The organism is Pseudomonas sp. IT-P2 (genome assembly GCF_949767575.1).
GTDB classification, from domain to species: domain Bacteria; phylum Pseudomonadota; class Gammaproteobacteria; order Pseudomonadales; family Pseudomonadaceae; genus Aquipseudomonas; species Aquipseudomonas pharyngis.
Window position 1 is genome coordinate 100,931 of record NZ_CATKQA010000005.1, and the last position, 13,390, is coordinate 114,320.

The 13,390-nt window shown below is 62.9% G+C and carries 12 protein-coding genes; all 12 read left to right on the forward strand.

Features of this window, described 5'->3' with window-relative positions:
- Window positions 1-5: 5 nt before the first annotated feature.
- The 12 genes from mraZ to ACM6JM_RS04210 are packed head-to-tail and all read left to right on the forward strand — an operon-like array spanning window position 6 to window position 13,389.
- A complete protein-coding gene (mraZ, locus tag ACM6JM_RS04155; protein WP_007917012.1) occupies window positions 6-461 on the forward strand; it encodes a division/cell wall cluster transcriptional repressor MraZ in 456 nt (151 codons plus the stop codon).
- A complete protein-coding gene (gene rsmH / locus ACM6JM_RS04160) occupies window positions 458-1,405 on the forward strand; it encodes a 16S rRNA (cytosine(1402)-N(4))-methyltransferase RsmH (protein WP_039766256.1) in 948 nt (315 codons plus the stop codon). Before mraZ ends, rsmH begins: the two co-directional genes overlap by 4 nt.
- The gene (ftsL, locus tag ACM6JM_RS04165; RefSeq protein WP_007956777.1) at window positions 1,402-1,695 is read left to right on the forward strand and encodes a cell division protein FtsL; all 294 of its coding nucleotides are present in this window, start codon (window positions 1,402-1,404) and stop codon (window positions 1,693-1,695) included. Before rsmH ends, ftsL begins: the two co-directional genes overlap by 4 nt.
- Window positions 1,695-3,434, forward strand: coding sequence for a peptidoglycan D,D-transpeptidase FtsI family protein (locus ACM6JM_RS04170; RefSeq protein WP_170844883.1), 1,740 nt, complete (start codon window positions 1,695-1,697; stop codon window positions 3,432-3,434). Before ftsL ends, ACM6JM_RS04170 begins: the two co-directional genes overlap by 1 nt.
- Window positions 3,434-4,897, forward strand: a complete 1,464-nt coding sequence (locus ACM6JM_RS04175) for a UDP-N-acetylmuramoyl-L-alanyl-D-glutamate--2,6-diaminopimelate ligase (RefSeq protein ID WP_085610962.1) — start codon at window positions 3,434-3,436, stop codon at window positions 4,895-4,897. The genes ACM6JM_RS04170 and ACM6JM_RS04175 overlap by 1 nt, the downstream gene beginning before the upstream one ends.
- Entirely contained in the window at window positions 4,890-6,257 is a 1,368-nt protein-coding gene (locus tag ACM6JM_RS04180; RefSeq protein ID WP_210710091.1) for a UDP-N-acetylmuramoyl-tripeptide--D-alanyl-D-alanine ligase, read from the forward strand. Before ACM6JM_RS04175 ends, ACM6JM_RS04180 begins: the two co-directional genes overlap by 8 nt.
- On the forward strand, window positions 6,257-7,339 hold the full coding sequence (gene mraY, locus ACM6JM_RS04185; RefSeq protein ID WP_007956769.1) for a phospho-N-acetylmuramoyl-pentapeptide-transferase: 1,083 nt from the start codon (window positions 6,257-6,259) through the stop codon (window positions 7,337-7,339). Before ACM6JM_RS04180 ends, mraY begins: the two co-directional genes overlap by 1 nt.
- 5 nt (window positions 7,340-7,344) lie before the next feature.
- Entirely contained in the window at window positions 7,345-8,691 is a 1,347-nt protein-coding gene (gene murD / locus ACM6JM_RS04190; RefSeq protein WP_414881370.1) for a UDP-N-acetylmuramoyl-L-alanine--D-glutamate ligase, read from the forward strand.
- Complete coding sequence (gene ftsW, locus ACM6JM_RS04195; RefSeq protein WP_039766247.1) at window positions 8,688-9,905, forward strand: putative lipid II flippase FtsW; 1,218 nt, start codon at window positions 8,688-8,690, stop codon at window positions 9,903-9,905. Before murD ends, ftsW begins: the two co-directional genes overlap by 4 nt.
- On the forward strand, window positions 9,895-10,965 hold the full coding sequence (murG, locus tag ACM6JM_RS04200) for an undecaprenyldiphospho-muramoylpentapeptide beta-N-acetylglucosaminyltransferase (protein WP_039766246.1): 1,071 nt from the start codon (window positions 9,895-9,897) through the stop codon (window positions 10,963-10,965). The genes ftsW and murG overlap by 11 nt, the downstream gene beginning before the upstream one ends.
- Window positions 10,958-12,418 (forward strand): UDP-N-acetylmuramate--L-alanine ligase, encoded by a 1,461-nt coding sequence (gene murC, locus ACM6JM_RS04205; RefSeq protein WP_011335862.1) that lies wholly within the window; start codon window positions 10,958-10,960, stop codon window positions 12,416-12,418. The genes murG and murC overlap by 8 nt, the downstream gene beginning before the upstream one ends.
- Entirely contained in the window at window positions 12,415-13,389 is a 975-nt protein-coding gene (locus ACM6JM_RS04210) for a D-alanine--D-alanine ligase (protein ID WP_039766243.1), read from the forward strand. The genes murC and ACM6JM_RS04210 overlap by 4 nt, the downstream gene beginning before the upstream one ends.
- Window position 13,390 lies beyond the last annotated feature (1 nt).

Consider the following 13,390-nt stretch of genomic DNA (forward strand, 5'->3'; position numbering starts at 1 on the left):
CAGACGTGTTTCGCGGAGCTAACGCTATCAGTCTCGATGCAAAGGGCCGTCTCGCCATGCCGAGCCGGTACCGTGACGAGCTCGATTCGCGCAGTTCCGGCCAGTTGATCGTGACCATTGACGCCGTTGATCCGTGTTTGTGTGTCTACCCGCTCGATGAGTGGGAAATTATTGAAACCAAGTTGCGCGCGCTTCCTTCGCTTCGTGAAGAGAACCGTCGTCTGCAACGTTTATTGATTGGTAATGCCGTTGACCTTGAGCTCGACGGCAGTGGTCGTTTCCTGGTGCCGCCGCGCCTGCGCGAATACGCGAAGCTCGACAAGCGCGCGATGCTGGTGGGCCAACTGAACAAGTTCCAACTGTGGGACGAAGATGCCTGGAACGCGGTTTCTGCCGCTGACCTGGCTGCCATACAACAACCGGGCGCCATGCCTGACGAACTGCGTGATCTGATCCTGTGACTATTGATAGCGGCTTTAACCACATCACCGTACTGCTTGACGAAGCCGTCGAGGCTCTCGCCGTACGTCCTGATGGCTGCTATCTGGACGGCACGTTCGGTCGCGGCGGGCACAGCCGGTTGATCCTGAGCAAGCTCGGGCCGGATGGTCGGCTCATCGGATTCGACAAGGATCCTCAAGCGATTGCCACCGGGCAAACGCTAGCGGCCGAAGACGGCCGCTTTGTCGTTGTGCAGCGCAGCTTTGCCGAGCTCGGTTCGGTGGTTGCCGAACAGGGTCTGGCCGGCAAAGTCAGCGGCATTCTGCTGGATCTGGGTGTGTCCTCTCCGCAGCTCGATGATGCCGAGCGCGGCTTCAGCTTCCTCAACGACGGCCCACTGGACATGCGCATGGATCCGTCCCGTGGCATCAGCGCAGCCGAGTTCGTCAACACCGCGCCGGTGGAAGAAATCGCCCGTGTGTTCAAGGAATACGGCGAAGAACGTTTCTCTGGTCGCATGGCCCGTGCCGTGGCCGAGCGCCGTGACATCACGCCGTTCGAGCGCACCGCCGATCTGGCCGAAGTCCTGAAAGTCGCCAACCCGGCATGGGAAAAGGGCAAGAACCCGGCAACCCGCGCTTTTCAGGGCCTGCGCATTCACGTCAACAACGAACTGGGCGATCTGGAAGCGGGTCTTGAAGCCGCGCTCGAATGCCTGGAAGTGGGCGGCCGTCTGGTCGTGATCAGCTTCCACTCGCTGGAAGACCGTATCGTCAAACTGTTCATGCGCAAGCTGGTGAAAGGCGAAGCCGACAACCTGCCGCGCAACCTGCCGGTTCGCCACGTTGCGTTCGAACCGAAAATTAAAGTCCATGGCAAAGCGCAGACGGCCTCCGACGCCGAACTCAAAGCCAACCCACGTTCCCGTAGCGCCGTCATGCGCGTCGCGGAGAAGCTGCGGTGAGCAAGCTTTTCGCCAAGCCACTGCCCGGCGGCAGCTTCTTCATGCTGCTGCTGTTCATCGGCGTGCTCGTGTCGGCCATCGGCGTGTCTTACAGCGCTCACTGGAACCGGCAATTGCTCAACACCCTGTACAACGAACTGAGCGTGCGCGACAAGGCGCAGGCCGAATGGGGGCGCCTGATCCTGGAGCAAAGCACCTGGACCGCCCACAGCCGGATCGAAGTACTGGCCACCGAACAACTGAAGATGCACATTCCCGGCGCGGCTGACGTGAAGATGGTGGCGCCATGATGAAACTCGAGGGGGCTCTTTTCCCATGGCGTTTCCGTCTGATGGTGGCACTGCTCGGCGTGATGGTTGCGGCCATCTGCTGGCGCATCATCGACCTGCAAGTGGTTGACCGAGACTTTCTCAAAGGTCAGGGCGACGCGCGCAGTCTTCGGCACATTCCGATTCCGGCTCACCGTGGTCTGATCACCGACCGTAACGGCGAGCCGCTGGCCGTCAGTACGCCGGTGACCACCCTGTGGGCCAACGCCAAGGAAATGCAGACAGCGAAAGAAAAATGGCCGGCACTGGCCGCCGCGCTGGGGCAGGATCCGAAAGCCCTGGCCGAACGTCTCGAAGCCCAGGCCAACAAGGAATTCATTTATCTGGTGCGCGGGTTGACCCCCGAGCAGGGCCAGGCCGTGCTCGACCTGAAAGTGCCGGGCGTCTACGGCATCGAAGAGTTCCGCCGGTTCTACCCGGCCGGTGAAGTCACCGCACATATGGTTGGGTTCACCGACATCGATGACCACGGTCGTGAAGGTGTCGAACTGGCCTACGATGAATGGCTGGCCGGCGTGCCCGGCAAGCGGCAAGTCATCAAGGATCGGCGCGGACGGCTGATCAAGGATGTCCAGGTCACCAAGAACGCCAAGGCCGGCAAGCCCTTGGCGTTGTCGATTGACCTGCGCCTGCAATATCTGGCCAACCGCGAGCTGCGCAACGCGATCATCGAGAACGGCGCGAAGGCCGGCAGTCTGGTGATCATGGACGTGAAGACCGGCGAGATTCTCGCCATGGTCAACCAGCCGACCTACAACCCGAACAACCGTCGCAACCTGCAACCGGCGATGATGCGTAACCGCGCGATGATCGATGTGTTCGAACCCGGTTCGACCATGAAAGCGATCTCGATGAGCGCCGCGATCGAAACCGGCCGCTGGAAACCGAGCGACACCGTCGAGGTGTATCCGGGCTCCCTGCAGATCGGCAAATACACGATCAAGGACGTATCGAAGACCGAAGGTCCGGTACTCGACCTGACCGGCATTCTGATCAATTCCAGTAACGTCGGCATGAGTAAGGTCGCGTTCGATATCGGCGGCGAAACCATTTTCCGCCTCGCACAGAAAGTCGGCCTCGGCCAGGACACCGGCCTCGGCTTCCCGGGCGAACGTGTCGGCAACCTGCCGAACTACCGCGAGTGGCGCAAGGCCGAGACCGCGACGCTGTCCTATGGCTACGGTATCTCGGTGACCGCGATCCAGCTGGTGCACGCGTTCTCGGCGCTGGCCAATAACGGGCGTCTGGCACCACTGACCCTGATCAAAACCGACAAGGCGCCGCAGACCACCCAGGTGCTGCCGGAAGCTGTCGCCAAAACCATGCAAGGCATGCTGCAACAAGTGATCGAAGCCCCGCGCGGCGTGTTCCGTGCGCAGGTGCCGGCGTATCACGTGGGCGGCAAGTCCGGTACCGCGCGTAAAACATCGGTTGGCACCAAGGGCTATGCCGAAAACTCTTACCGCTCGCTGTTCGCCGGTTTCGGCCCGATGAGCGATCCACGCTATGCAATCGTCGTGGTGATCGATGAACCGACCAAGGCCGGCTACTTCGGTGGTCTGGTCTCGGCGCCGGTGTTCAGCCGTGTGATGTCGGGCACCCTGCGCCTGATGAACGTCACCCCGGACAACCTGCCGACCACACAACAGGCCAACGCCACCCCGGTCGTTCCGCTGAAAGCCAATGGAGGGCGCGGCTGATGTCTCTGAGTCTGAACAAGATTTTCCCCCACGCCGGCCATGATCTGTTGATTCGTGAACTGGCGCTCGACAGTCGCAACGTACGCGCGGGTGACCTGTTCCTCGCGGTGCCGGGCGGCAAGTTCGACGGGCGTGCGCACATCGCCGACGCCTTGCAGCGCGGTGCTGCTGCGGTGGCCTATGAAGTGGAAGGCGCCACCGTGCTGCCGATCACCGAAGTTCCGCTGATTCCGGTCAAGGGCCTGGCGGCGCAACTGTCTGACATCGCCGGGCGTTTTTACGGTGAGCCAAGTCATCACCTGAACCTGATCGGCGTGACCGGCACCAACGGCAAGACCAGCGTGACCCAGTTGGTGGCGCAGGCGCTGGACCTGCTCGGCCAGCATTGCGGCATCGTCGGCACCCTCGGCTCCGGTTTCCACGGTTCGCTGCAAAGCGGCCTGCACACCACGCCGAATCCGATTGCCATGCAAGCGACCTTGGGCGACCTGAAAAAGGCCGGCGCCAAAGCCGTGGCCATGGAAGTCTCGTCCCACGGTCTGGATCAAGGCCGGGTTACCGCGCTGGCATTCGACGTGGCAGTGATGACCAACCTGTCCCGTGATCATCTCGATTACCACGGCACCATGGAAGCGTACGCCGAGGCCAAGGCCCGGCTGTTCGCCTGGAATGACCTGAAGTGCCGCGTGGTCAATCTCGACGACGATTTCGGCCGGCAACTGGCCGCTGAAAAGCGCGAGTCACGTTTGATCACTTACAGCCTGCTCGACAGCAGCGCCTATCTCTATGTGCGTGAAGCGCAGTTCGACGACGAAGGCGTGCGTGCCACATTGGTCACGCCGCAAGGCGAACGCCATCTGCGCAGCACGCTGCTCGGCCGTTTCAACCTGAGCAACGTACTGGCCGCCGTCGGTGCATTGCTCGGTCTCGATTACGCCCTCGACGAAATTCTCAAGGTGCTGCCAAAGCTCGAAGGCCCGGCCGGTCGCATGCAGCGTCTCGGCGGCGGCACTCAGCCACTGGTGGTGGTCGATTACGCCCACACCCCGGACGCGCTGGAAAAAGTTCTGACTGCGCTTCGCCCGCACGTCAAAGGCCAGCTGCTGTGCCTGTTCGGCTGCGGCGGTGATCGCGATCGCGGCAAGCGTCCGCTGATGGCCGAAGTGGTCGAGCGTCTGGCCGACCGTGTGCTGGTGACCGATGACAATCCGCGCACCGAAGACCCGGCGGTGATTTTCGATGACATCCGCGCCGGTTTCACGGCTGTGGACAAGGTGACGTTCGTGGCCGGTCGTGGCCAGGCCATCGCGCAACTGATTGCCGGCGCTTCGGCGGATGACGTGATCGTTCTGGCCGGCAAAGGTCACGAGGACTATCAGGAAATCAACGGCGAGCGCCATGCATTCTCTGATCTGGTCGAGGCGGATCACGCCCTGACCGCGTGGGAGGTGGCCCATGCTTAAGGCCCTGAAACTCAGCGAGCTGACCAGCGCGCTCGACGCCCGCCTGATCAGCGCCGACGCCAGTTTTGACGGCGTGAGCATCGACAGCCGCGCGATCAAGGCTGGCCAACTGTTTATCGCCCTGACCGGCCCGCGTTTCGACGGTCATGACTATCTGAATGAAGTCGCCGCCAAAGGCGCCGTTGCTGCATTGGTCGAGCGCGAAGTCGCCGACAGCACGCTGCCGCAATTGCTGGTCAAGGACACTCGCCAGGCGCTCGGCCAGCTGGGTGCCTTGAACCGTGCCGCGTTCACCAAACCGGTCGCTGCGGTTACCGGCTCCAGTGGCAAGACCACGGTCAAGGAAATGCTCGCAAGCATCCTGCGCACACGCGGTCCGGTGCTGGCGACCCGTGGCAACCTGAATAACGATCTGGGTGCGCCGCTGACCCTGCTCGAACTCGCCCCGGAACACAGCGCGGCGGTGATCGAACTGGGCGCCTCGCGTCTGGGTGAAATCGCCTACACCGTAGGGCTGACCAAGCCGCACGTAGCGATCCTCAACAACGCCGGGACCGCCCACGTCGGTGAGTTCGGCGGTCCGGAAAAAATTGTCGAAGCCAAGGGCGAGATCATCGACGGGCTGGCGGCCGATGGCGTCGCCGTGCTGAACCTCGATGACAAGGCGTTTGGTATCTGGAAAACCCGCGCCGGCGCGCGCAAGGTGCTGACGTTTGCCCTGAGCAACACTCATGCGGATTTTTACGCCAGCGATCTGGCCACCGATGCCCGTGGTTGTCCGGCGTTCAACCTTCACACCCCTGAAGGTGTGGAACGGGTTCAACTGAACCTGCTCGGCACCCACAACGTCGCCAACGCCATGGCCGCCGCCGCTGCCGCTCACGCCCTGGGCGTGTCGCTGTTCGGCATTGCCACCGGGCTTGGCGCGGTACAACCGGTCAAGGGTCGCACCGTCGCGCAACTGGCGAAAAACGGCATGCGCGTGATCGATGACACTTACAACGCGAACCCCACCTCGATGTGCGCGGCCGTTGATATACTCGCCGGCTTTTCCGGTCGCACCGTTCTGGTGCTCGGGGATATCGGCGAGTTGGGCGACTGGGCGGAGCAGGGGCACCGCGACGTGGGCGAATACGCCCGGGGCAAGGTTTCCGCGCTTTACGCCGTCGGGCCGAACATGGTCCACGCCGTGAACGCATTCGGTGAAGAGGCGCAGCACTTCGGCACACAAGCCGAACTGATCCAGGCCCTCGGCGCCGAGCAGGACACAAACACCACCATTTTGATCAAGGGTTCGCGCAGCGCAGCGATGGAAAACATCGTTGCGGCCCTGTGCGGGTCCAGTCTGGAGAAACATTAATGCTGCTGCTGCTAGCGGAGTATCTGCAACAGTTCTACAAAGGCTTCGCGGTCTTCCAGTACCTGACCCTGCGCGGGATCCTCGGTGTGCTGACCGCGCTGGTCTTGTCGCTGTGCTACGGCCCGTGGATGATCCGCACCCTGCAGAACCGTCAGATCGGCCAGTCCGTTCGTAACGACGGCCCGCAATCGCACCTGTCCAAATCCGGTACGCCGACCATGGGTGGCGCGCTGATTCTGTCTTCGATCGGCGTCAGCACCTTGCTGTGGGCTGACCTGAGCAACCGCTACGTGTGGGTTGTGCTGCTGGTGACCCTGCTGTTCGGCGCCATCGGCTGGGTCGACGACTACCGCAAGGTGATCGAGAAGAACTCCCGTGGTCTGCCGAGTCGCTGGAAATATTTCTGGCAGTCGGTGTTCGGCCTCGGTGCGGCGATCTTCCTTTATATGACTGCCAGCACTCCGGTGGAAACCACCCTGATCCTGCCGATGCTCAAGGACTACAGCATTCCGCTGGGCGCGGGTTTCATCGTGCTGACGTACTTCGTGATCGTCGGTTCGAGCAACGCAGTCAACCTCACCGACGGCCTCGACGGCCTGGCGATCATGCCGACAGTGATGGTGGGCGGTGGCCTGGGCATCTTCTGCTACCTGTCGGGTAACGTGAAATTCGCTGAATACCTGCTGATTCCTTACGTACCGGGCGCAGGCGAGTTGATCGTGTTCTGCGGCGCATTGATCGGTGCCGGCCTGGGTTTCCTGTGGTTCAACACCTACCCGGCACAAGTCTTCATGGGCGACGTCGGCGCACTGGCGCTGGGCGCGGCCCTGGGCACCATCGCGGTGATCGTCCGTCAGGAAATCGTCCTGTTCATCATGGGCGGCGTGTTCGTGATGGAAACCCTGTCAGTCGTCATTCAGGTTGCCTCCTTTAAGCTGACCGGTCGCCGTGTGTTCCGCATGGCGCCGATTCACCACCACTTTGAACTCAAGGGCTGGCCCGAGCCGCGCGTGATCGTCCGTTTCTGGATCATCACCGTGATTCTCGTGCTGATCGGCCTTGCCACCCTGAAGCTGAGGTAGAACGAGTGTCTCTGATCGCTTCTGACCACTTCCGCATCGTTGTCGGCCTCGGCAAGAGCGGCATGTCCCTGGTTCGCTTCCTGGCGAACCGGGGCGTGGCGTTTGCCGTGGCCGACACGCGGGAAAATCCACCGGAACTGGCCACGCTCCAGCGTGACTATCCGCACGTGGAAGTGCGTTGTGGCGAGCTGGACGTCGAATTCCTGTGCCGTGCCGACGAGCTCTACGTGAGCCCCGGCCTGGCGCTGGCGACCCCGGCCCTGCAAGCCGCCGCGGCCCGTGGCGTGAAGCTGTCCGGCGACATCGAGCTGTTCGCGCGCAACGCGAAGGCGCCGATCGTGGCCATCAGCGGTTCCAACGCGAAAAGCACCGTCACCACGCTGGTCGGCGAGATGGCGGCTGCGGCCGGCAAGCGCGTGGCCGTGGGCGGCAACCTCGGTACGCCGGCGCTGGATCTGCTCAGCGATGACGTCGAGCTGTACGTGATGGAGCTGTCGAGCTTCCAGCTGGAAACCACCGACCAGCTCAACGCCGAAGTGGCGACCGTGCTCAACATCAGCGAAGACCACATGGATCGCTACAGCGGTCTGCCGGCCTACCACCTGGCCAAGCACCGGATCTTCCGGGGTGCGAAGCAGTTCGTGGTCAACCGCCAGGACGCCTTGACCCGTCCGCTGATGGGCGAGGGCCAGCCGTGCTGGACCTTCGGCCTGACCAAACCCGATTTCAAGGCGTTCGGCCTGCGCGAAGAGAATGGCGAGAAATACCTGGCCTTCGAATTCCAGAACCTGATGCCGGTGCGCGAGTTGAAGATTCGCGGCGCCCACAACCAGTCCAACGCCCTGGCGGCGCTGGCGCTCGGCCACGCGGTCGGGCTGCCGTTCGACGCCATGCTGGCGGCGCTGCGCACCTTCGCCGGTCTCGAACACCGTTGCCAGTGGGTACGTGATCTGGACGGCGTCGGTTACTACAACGATTCCAAGGCCACCAACGTCGGCGCTGCGCTGGCCGCCATCGAAGGTCTGGGTGCGGACATCGACGGCAAGGTCGTGCTGATCGCCGGTGGCGATGGCAAGGGTGCCGACTTCAAGGACCTGCGCGATCCGGTGGCGGCCCACTGCCGCGCCGTGATCCTGATGGGGCGCGACTCCGACAAGATCGGCGAAGCGATCGGCGATGCCGTACCGCTGATTCGTGCGAACACGCTGGTCGACGCGGTCGCCCAATGCCGCGCCGCCGCCCAGCCGGGTGACGTGGTGCTGCTGTCGCCGGCCTGCGCCAGTTTCGACATGTTCAAGAACTACGAAGACCGTGGTCACCAGTTCGTCCGCGCTGTGGAGGATCTGGCATGAGCTTGAGAAACATCATCAAGCCATACCCGTCGCCGCTCATTACCGGACGCGGAATCGACCTCGACTTCCCGATGCTCGCCGGTTGCCTGGCGTTGCTCGGTCTGGGCCTGATCATGATCGCCTCGGCATCGACAGAAGTCGGCGCGGCGCAGTCGGGCAGTGCTCTCTATTACATGACCCGTCACCTGATCTACGTGGTGCTGGGCCTCGGTGCCTGCATCGTCACGATGATGATTCCGATCGCCACCTGGCAGCGCCTCGGCTGGATGATGCTGATCGGTGCGTTCGGTCTGCTGGTGATGGTGATCATCCCGGGGATCGGCCGTGAGGTGAACGGTTCGATGCGCTGGATCGGTTTCAGCTTCTTCAACGTACAGCCGTCCGAGATCGCCAAGGTGTTCGTGGTGATCTACCTCGCCGGTTACCTGGTGCGTCGCCAGAAAGAGGTGCGCGAGAGCTGGATGGGCTTCTTCAAGCCATTCATCGTGCTGCTGCCGATGGCGGGCTTGCTGCTGATGGAGCCGGACTTCGGTGCCACCGTCGTGATGATGGGCGCTGCGGCGGCGATGCTGTTCCTCGGCGGGGTCGGGCTGTTCCGGTTCTCGCTCATGGTGGTGCTGGCCGTTGGTGCGGTGGTGTTGCTGATTCAGATGCAGCCGTACCGGATGGCGCGTCTGACCAACTTCGCCGACCCGTGGGCCGACCAGTTCGGCGCCGGTTATCAGTTGTCGCAAGCCTTGATCGCATTCGGTCGCGGTGAATGGCTGGGCGTTGGCCTGGGCAACAGCGTGCAGAAGCAGTTCTACCTGCCGGAAGCGCACACCGACTTCGTGTTCTCGGTCCTGGCCGAAGAGCTGGGCGCTGTGGGCTCGCTGTGCACCGTGGCGCTGTTCGTGTTCGTGTGTATTCGCGGCATGTACATCGGTCTGTGGGCCGAGAAAGCCAAACAGTTTTTTGCCGCTTATGTTGCCTACGGTCTGTCGTTCCTGTGGATCGGCCAGTTCCTGATCAACATCGGCGTGAACGTCGGCCTGCTGCCGACCAAGGGCCTGACCTTGCCGTTCCTCAGTTATGGCGGCAGTTCCCTGGTGATCTGCTGCGCCTGCCTTGGCCTGTTGCTGAGGATCGAGTGGGAGAGTCGGACCCACCTGGGCAGTGAAGAGATGGAATTCCATGAGAGCGACTTCGCCGAGGAGCCGAACCATGGGCGCTAACGTATTGATCATGGCCGGCGGCACCGGTGGCCACGTGTTCCCGGCGCTGGCCTGTGCCCGCGAATTCCAGGCGCGCGGCTACACCGTGCACTGGCTCGGCACGCCGCGCGGGATCGAGAACGATCTGGTACCGGCTGCAGGTATTGAACTGCACCGCATCAACGCCACTGGCCTGCGTGGCAAGGGCAAGCTGTCGCTGCTCAAGGCGCCGTTCATGCTGCTGAAATCGGTGTGGCAGGCGCGGGCGATCATTCGCCGCTTGCGTCCGGTGTGCGTGGTCGGATTCGGCGGCTACGTGACCGGCCCCGGTGGTCTTGCCGCCAAACTGGCCGGCGTGCCGGTGATCGTTCATGAGCAGAACGCCGTGGCCGGCACCGCCAATCGGTTGCTGGTGCCGTTCGCCGCCCGGGTGTGTGAAGCCTTCCCCGACACCTTTACCCTGTCGGACAGCCGCCGTACCACCGGTAACCCGGTGCGCAGCGAGCTGTTCCTCGAAACACCGCGCCCGGCCCTGGCCGGACGCAAGGCGCGTTTGCTGATCCTGGGCGGAAGCCTGGGCGCAGAACCGTTGAACAAGTTGCTGCCTGAAGCCCTGGCACAAGTCGCTGCCGACTTGCGTCCGGAAGTGTTCCATCAGGCTGGCAGAAACCACGATGAAGTGACTGCAGAGCGCTACCGCGCCGCCGGCGTGGACGCGCAGGTGCAGCCGTTCATCAAAGACATGGCCCAGGCCTATGGCTGGGCTGACCTGGTGGTGTGCCGCGCCGGCGCATTGACCATCAGCGAACTGGCTGCCGCCGGTCTGCCCTCGATGCTGGTGCCCTTGCCCCACGCGATCGACGATCACCAGACCCGCAACGCCGATTATTTGGCCCGCGAAGGCGCTGCCTTCCTGATGCCGCAAAGAACGACTGGCGCCGCGGACCTTGCCGCGCGCCTGACAGAGGTCTTGATGCAACCGCAACGACTCGAACAAATGGCCCAAGCGGCCCGCCGTCTGGCGAAACCCGAAGCCACCCGCAGCGTGGTCGATACCTGTCTGGAGGTGGCCCATGGTTGAGAATCAGAAAGCCATGCCGCAACCGGAAATGCGCCGCATCCGTCGCATCCACTTCGTCGGGATCGGCGGCGTGGGCATGTGCGGTATTGCCGAAGTTCTGCTGAACCTGGGCTATGAAGTGTCCGGTTCGGATCTGAAAGCTTCGCCGGTGACCGAGCGCCTGGAATCCTTCGGTGCGCAGATCTTCATCGGCCACCGTGCCGAGAACGCCGCTGCCGCCGATGTGCTGGTGGTGTCGAGCGCCGTCAACACCTCCAACCCGGAAGTCGCGACTGCGCTGGAACGCCGCATCCCGGTGGTGCCGCGTGCCGAAATGCTCGCCGAACTGATGCGCTACCGCCACGGCATCGCCGTCGCCGGTACTCATGGCAAGACCACCACTACCAGCCTGATCGCTTCGGTGTTCGCCGCCGGTGGCCTGGATCCGACCTTCGTCATCGGTGGCCGTCTGAACGCCGCGGGCACCAATGCCCAGCTCGGCACCAGCCGCTACCTGATCGCCGAGGCCGATGAAAGCGACGCGAGCTTCCTGCACCTGCAACCGCTGGTGGCCGTAGTCACCAACATCGACGCCGACCACATGGCGACCTACGACGGTGACTTCAACAAACTGAAGAAAACCTTCGTCGAGTTCCTGCACAACCTGCCGTTCTACGGGCTGGCGGTGATGTGCCTGGACGATCCGGTGGTGCGTGAAATCCTGCCGCTGGTCAAGCGTCCAACCGTGACCTATGGCTTCAGCGAAGACGCCGACGTGCGCGCGATCAATGTTCGTCAGCAGGGCATGCAGACCTTCTTTACCGTGCTGCGCCCTGATCGCGAGCCTCTTGATGTGTCCGTGAACATGCCGGGCAACCACAACGTGCTCAATTCCCTGGCGACCATCTGCATCGCCACCGACGAAGGCGTCAGCGATGAAGCCATCGTCCAGGGCCTGTCCGGGTTCCAGGGGGTCGGCCGACGCTTCCAGGTCTACGGCGAGCTGCCGGTGGACGGCGGCAACGTGATGCTGGTCGACGACTACGGTCACCACCCGACCGAGGTCGCAGCAGTCATCAAAGCCGTGCGTGGTGGCTGGCCGGAGCGCCGTCTGGTGATGGTCTACCAGCCGCACCGTTACAGCCGCACCCGCGACCTGTACGACGATTTCGTCAATGTCCTGGCCGACGCCAACGTGCTGCTGCTGATGGAAGTTTATCCGGCCGGCGAAGAGCCGATTCCGGGCGCGGACAGCCGCAAGCTGTGCAACAGCATCCGCCAGCGCGGTCAGCTCGACCCGATCTACATCGAGCGCGGCGTCGATCTGGCGCCACTGGTCAAGCCGCTGCTGCGTGCCGGCGACATTCTGCTGTGCCAGGGCGCCGGTGACATCGGCGGCCTCGCACCGAAACTGTTGAAAAGCGAGTTGTTCGCCGGTGCCGTGGCGGCATCGGTCGAGGGGAAGTTGAAATGACTGCTGCCTACGCCAACCTGTTCTCCACCATCGCCCCGAAGGATTTCGGCCGTGTGGCCGTGCTGTTTGGTGGCCTGAGTGCCGAGCGTGAAGTCTCGCTGAAGTCCGGCAACGCCGTGCTCAGTGCGCTGCAAAGCGCAGGCGTGGACGCATTCGGGATCGACGTCGGCGCCGATATCCTGCAGCGCCTGCTGAGCGAAAAGATCGACCGTGCGTTCATCATCCTTCACGGTCGCGGCGGTGAAGACGGCAGCATGCAGGGCCTGCTTGAAGTGGCCGGCATTCCGTACACCGGCAGCGGCATCCTGGCTTCGGCACTGGCGATGGACAAACTGCGCACCAAGCAGGTCTGGCACACGCTGGGGATTCCGACGCCGCGTCACGCCGTGCTGCGCAGCGAGGCCGATTGTATTTCGGCAGCGACGGAACTGGGCTTCCCTTTGATCGTCAAACCGGCGCATGAAGGTTCAAGTATCGGGATGGCCAAAGTGACTTCCGCGTCCGAGTTGATCGACGCATGGAAAGCGGCCAGTACCTACGATTCGCAAGTGTTGGTCGAGCAATGGATTCACGGTCCGGAGTTCACCATCGCCACCCTGCGTGACCAGGTGTTGCCTCCTATCGCCCTGGGTACGCCACACACGTTCTACGACTACGACGCCAAGTACATCGCCAACGATACCCAGTATCGGATTCCGTGCGGGCTCGATGCCGCCAAGGAAAAAGAACTCATGGACCTCACGGCGCAAGCCTGCGAGGCGCTGGGTATTGCCGGTTGGGGCCGGGCGGATGTGATGCAGGACGCCGACGGCAAATTCTGGTTCCTGGAAGTCAACACCGCCCCCGGCATGACCGATCACAGCCTGGTACCGATGGCGGCGAAAGCGGCCGGTCTGGATTTCCAGCAACTGGTCCTGGCCATTCTGGCCGCCAGTGTCGATGCCGATGGCAAGAAAGAGGCGCGAGGTTAAG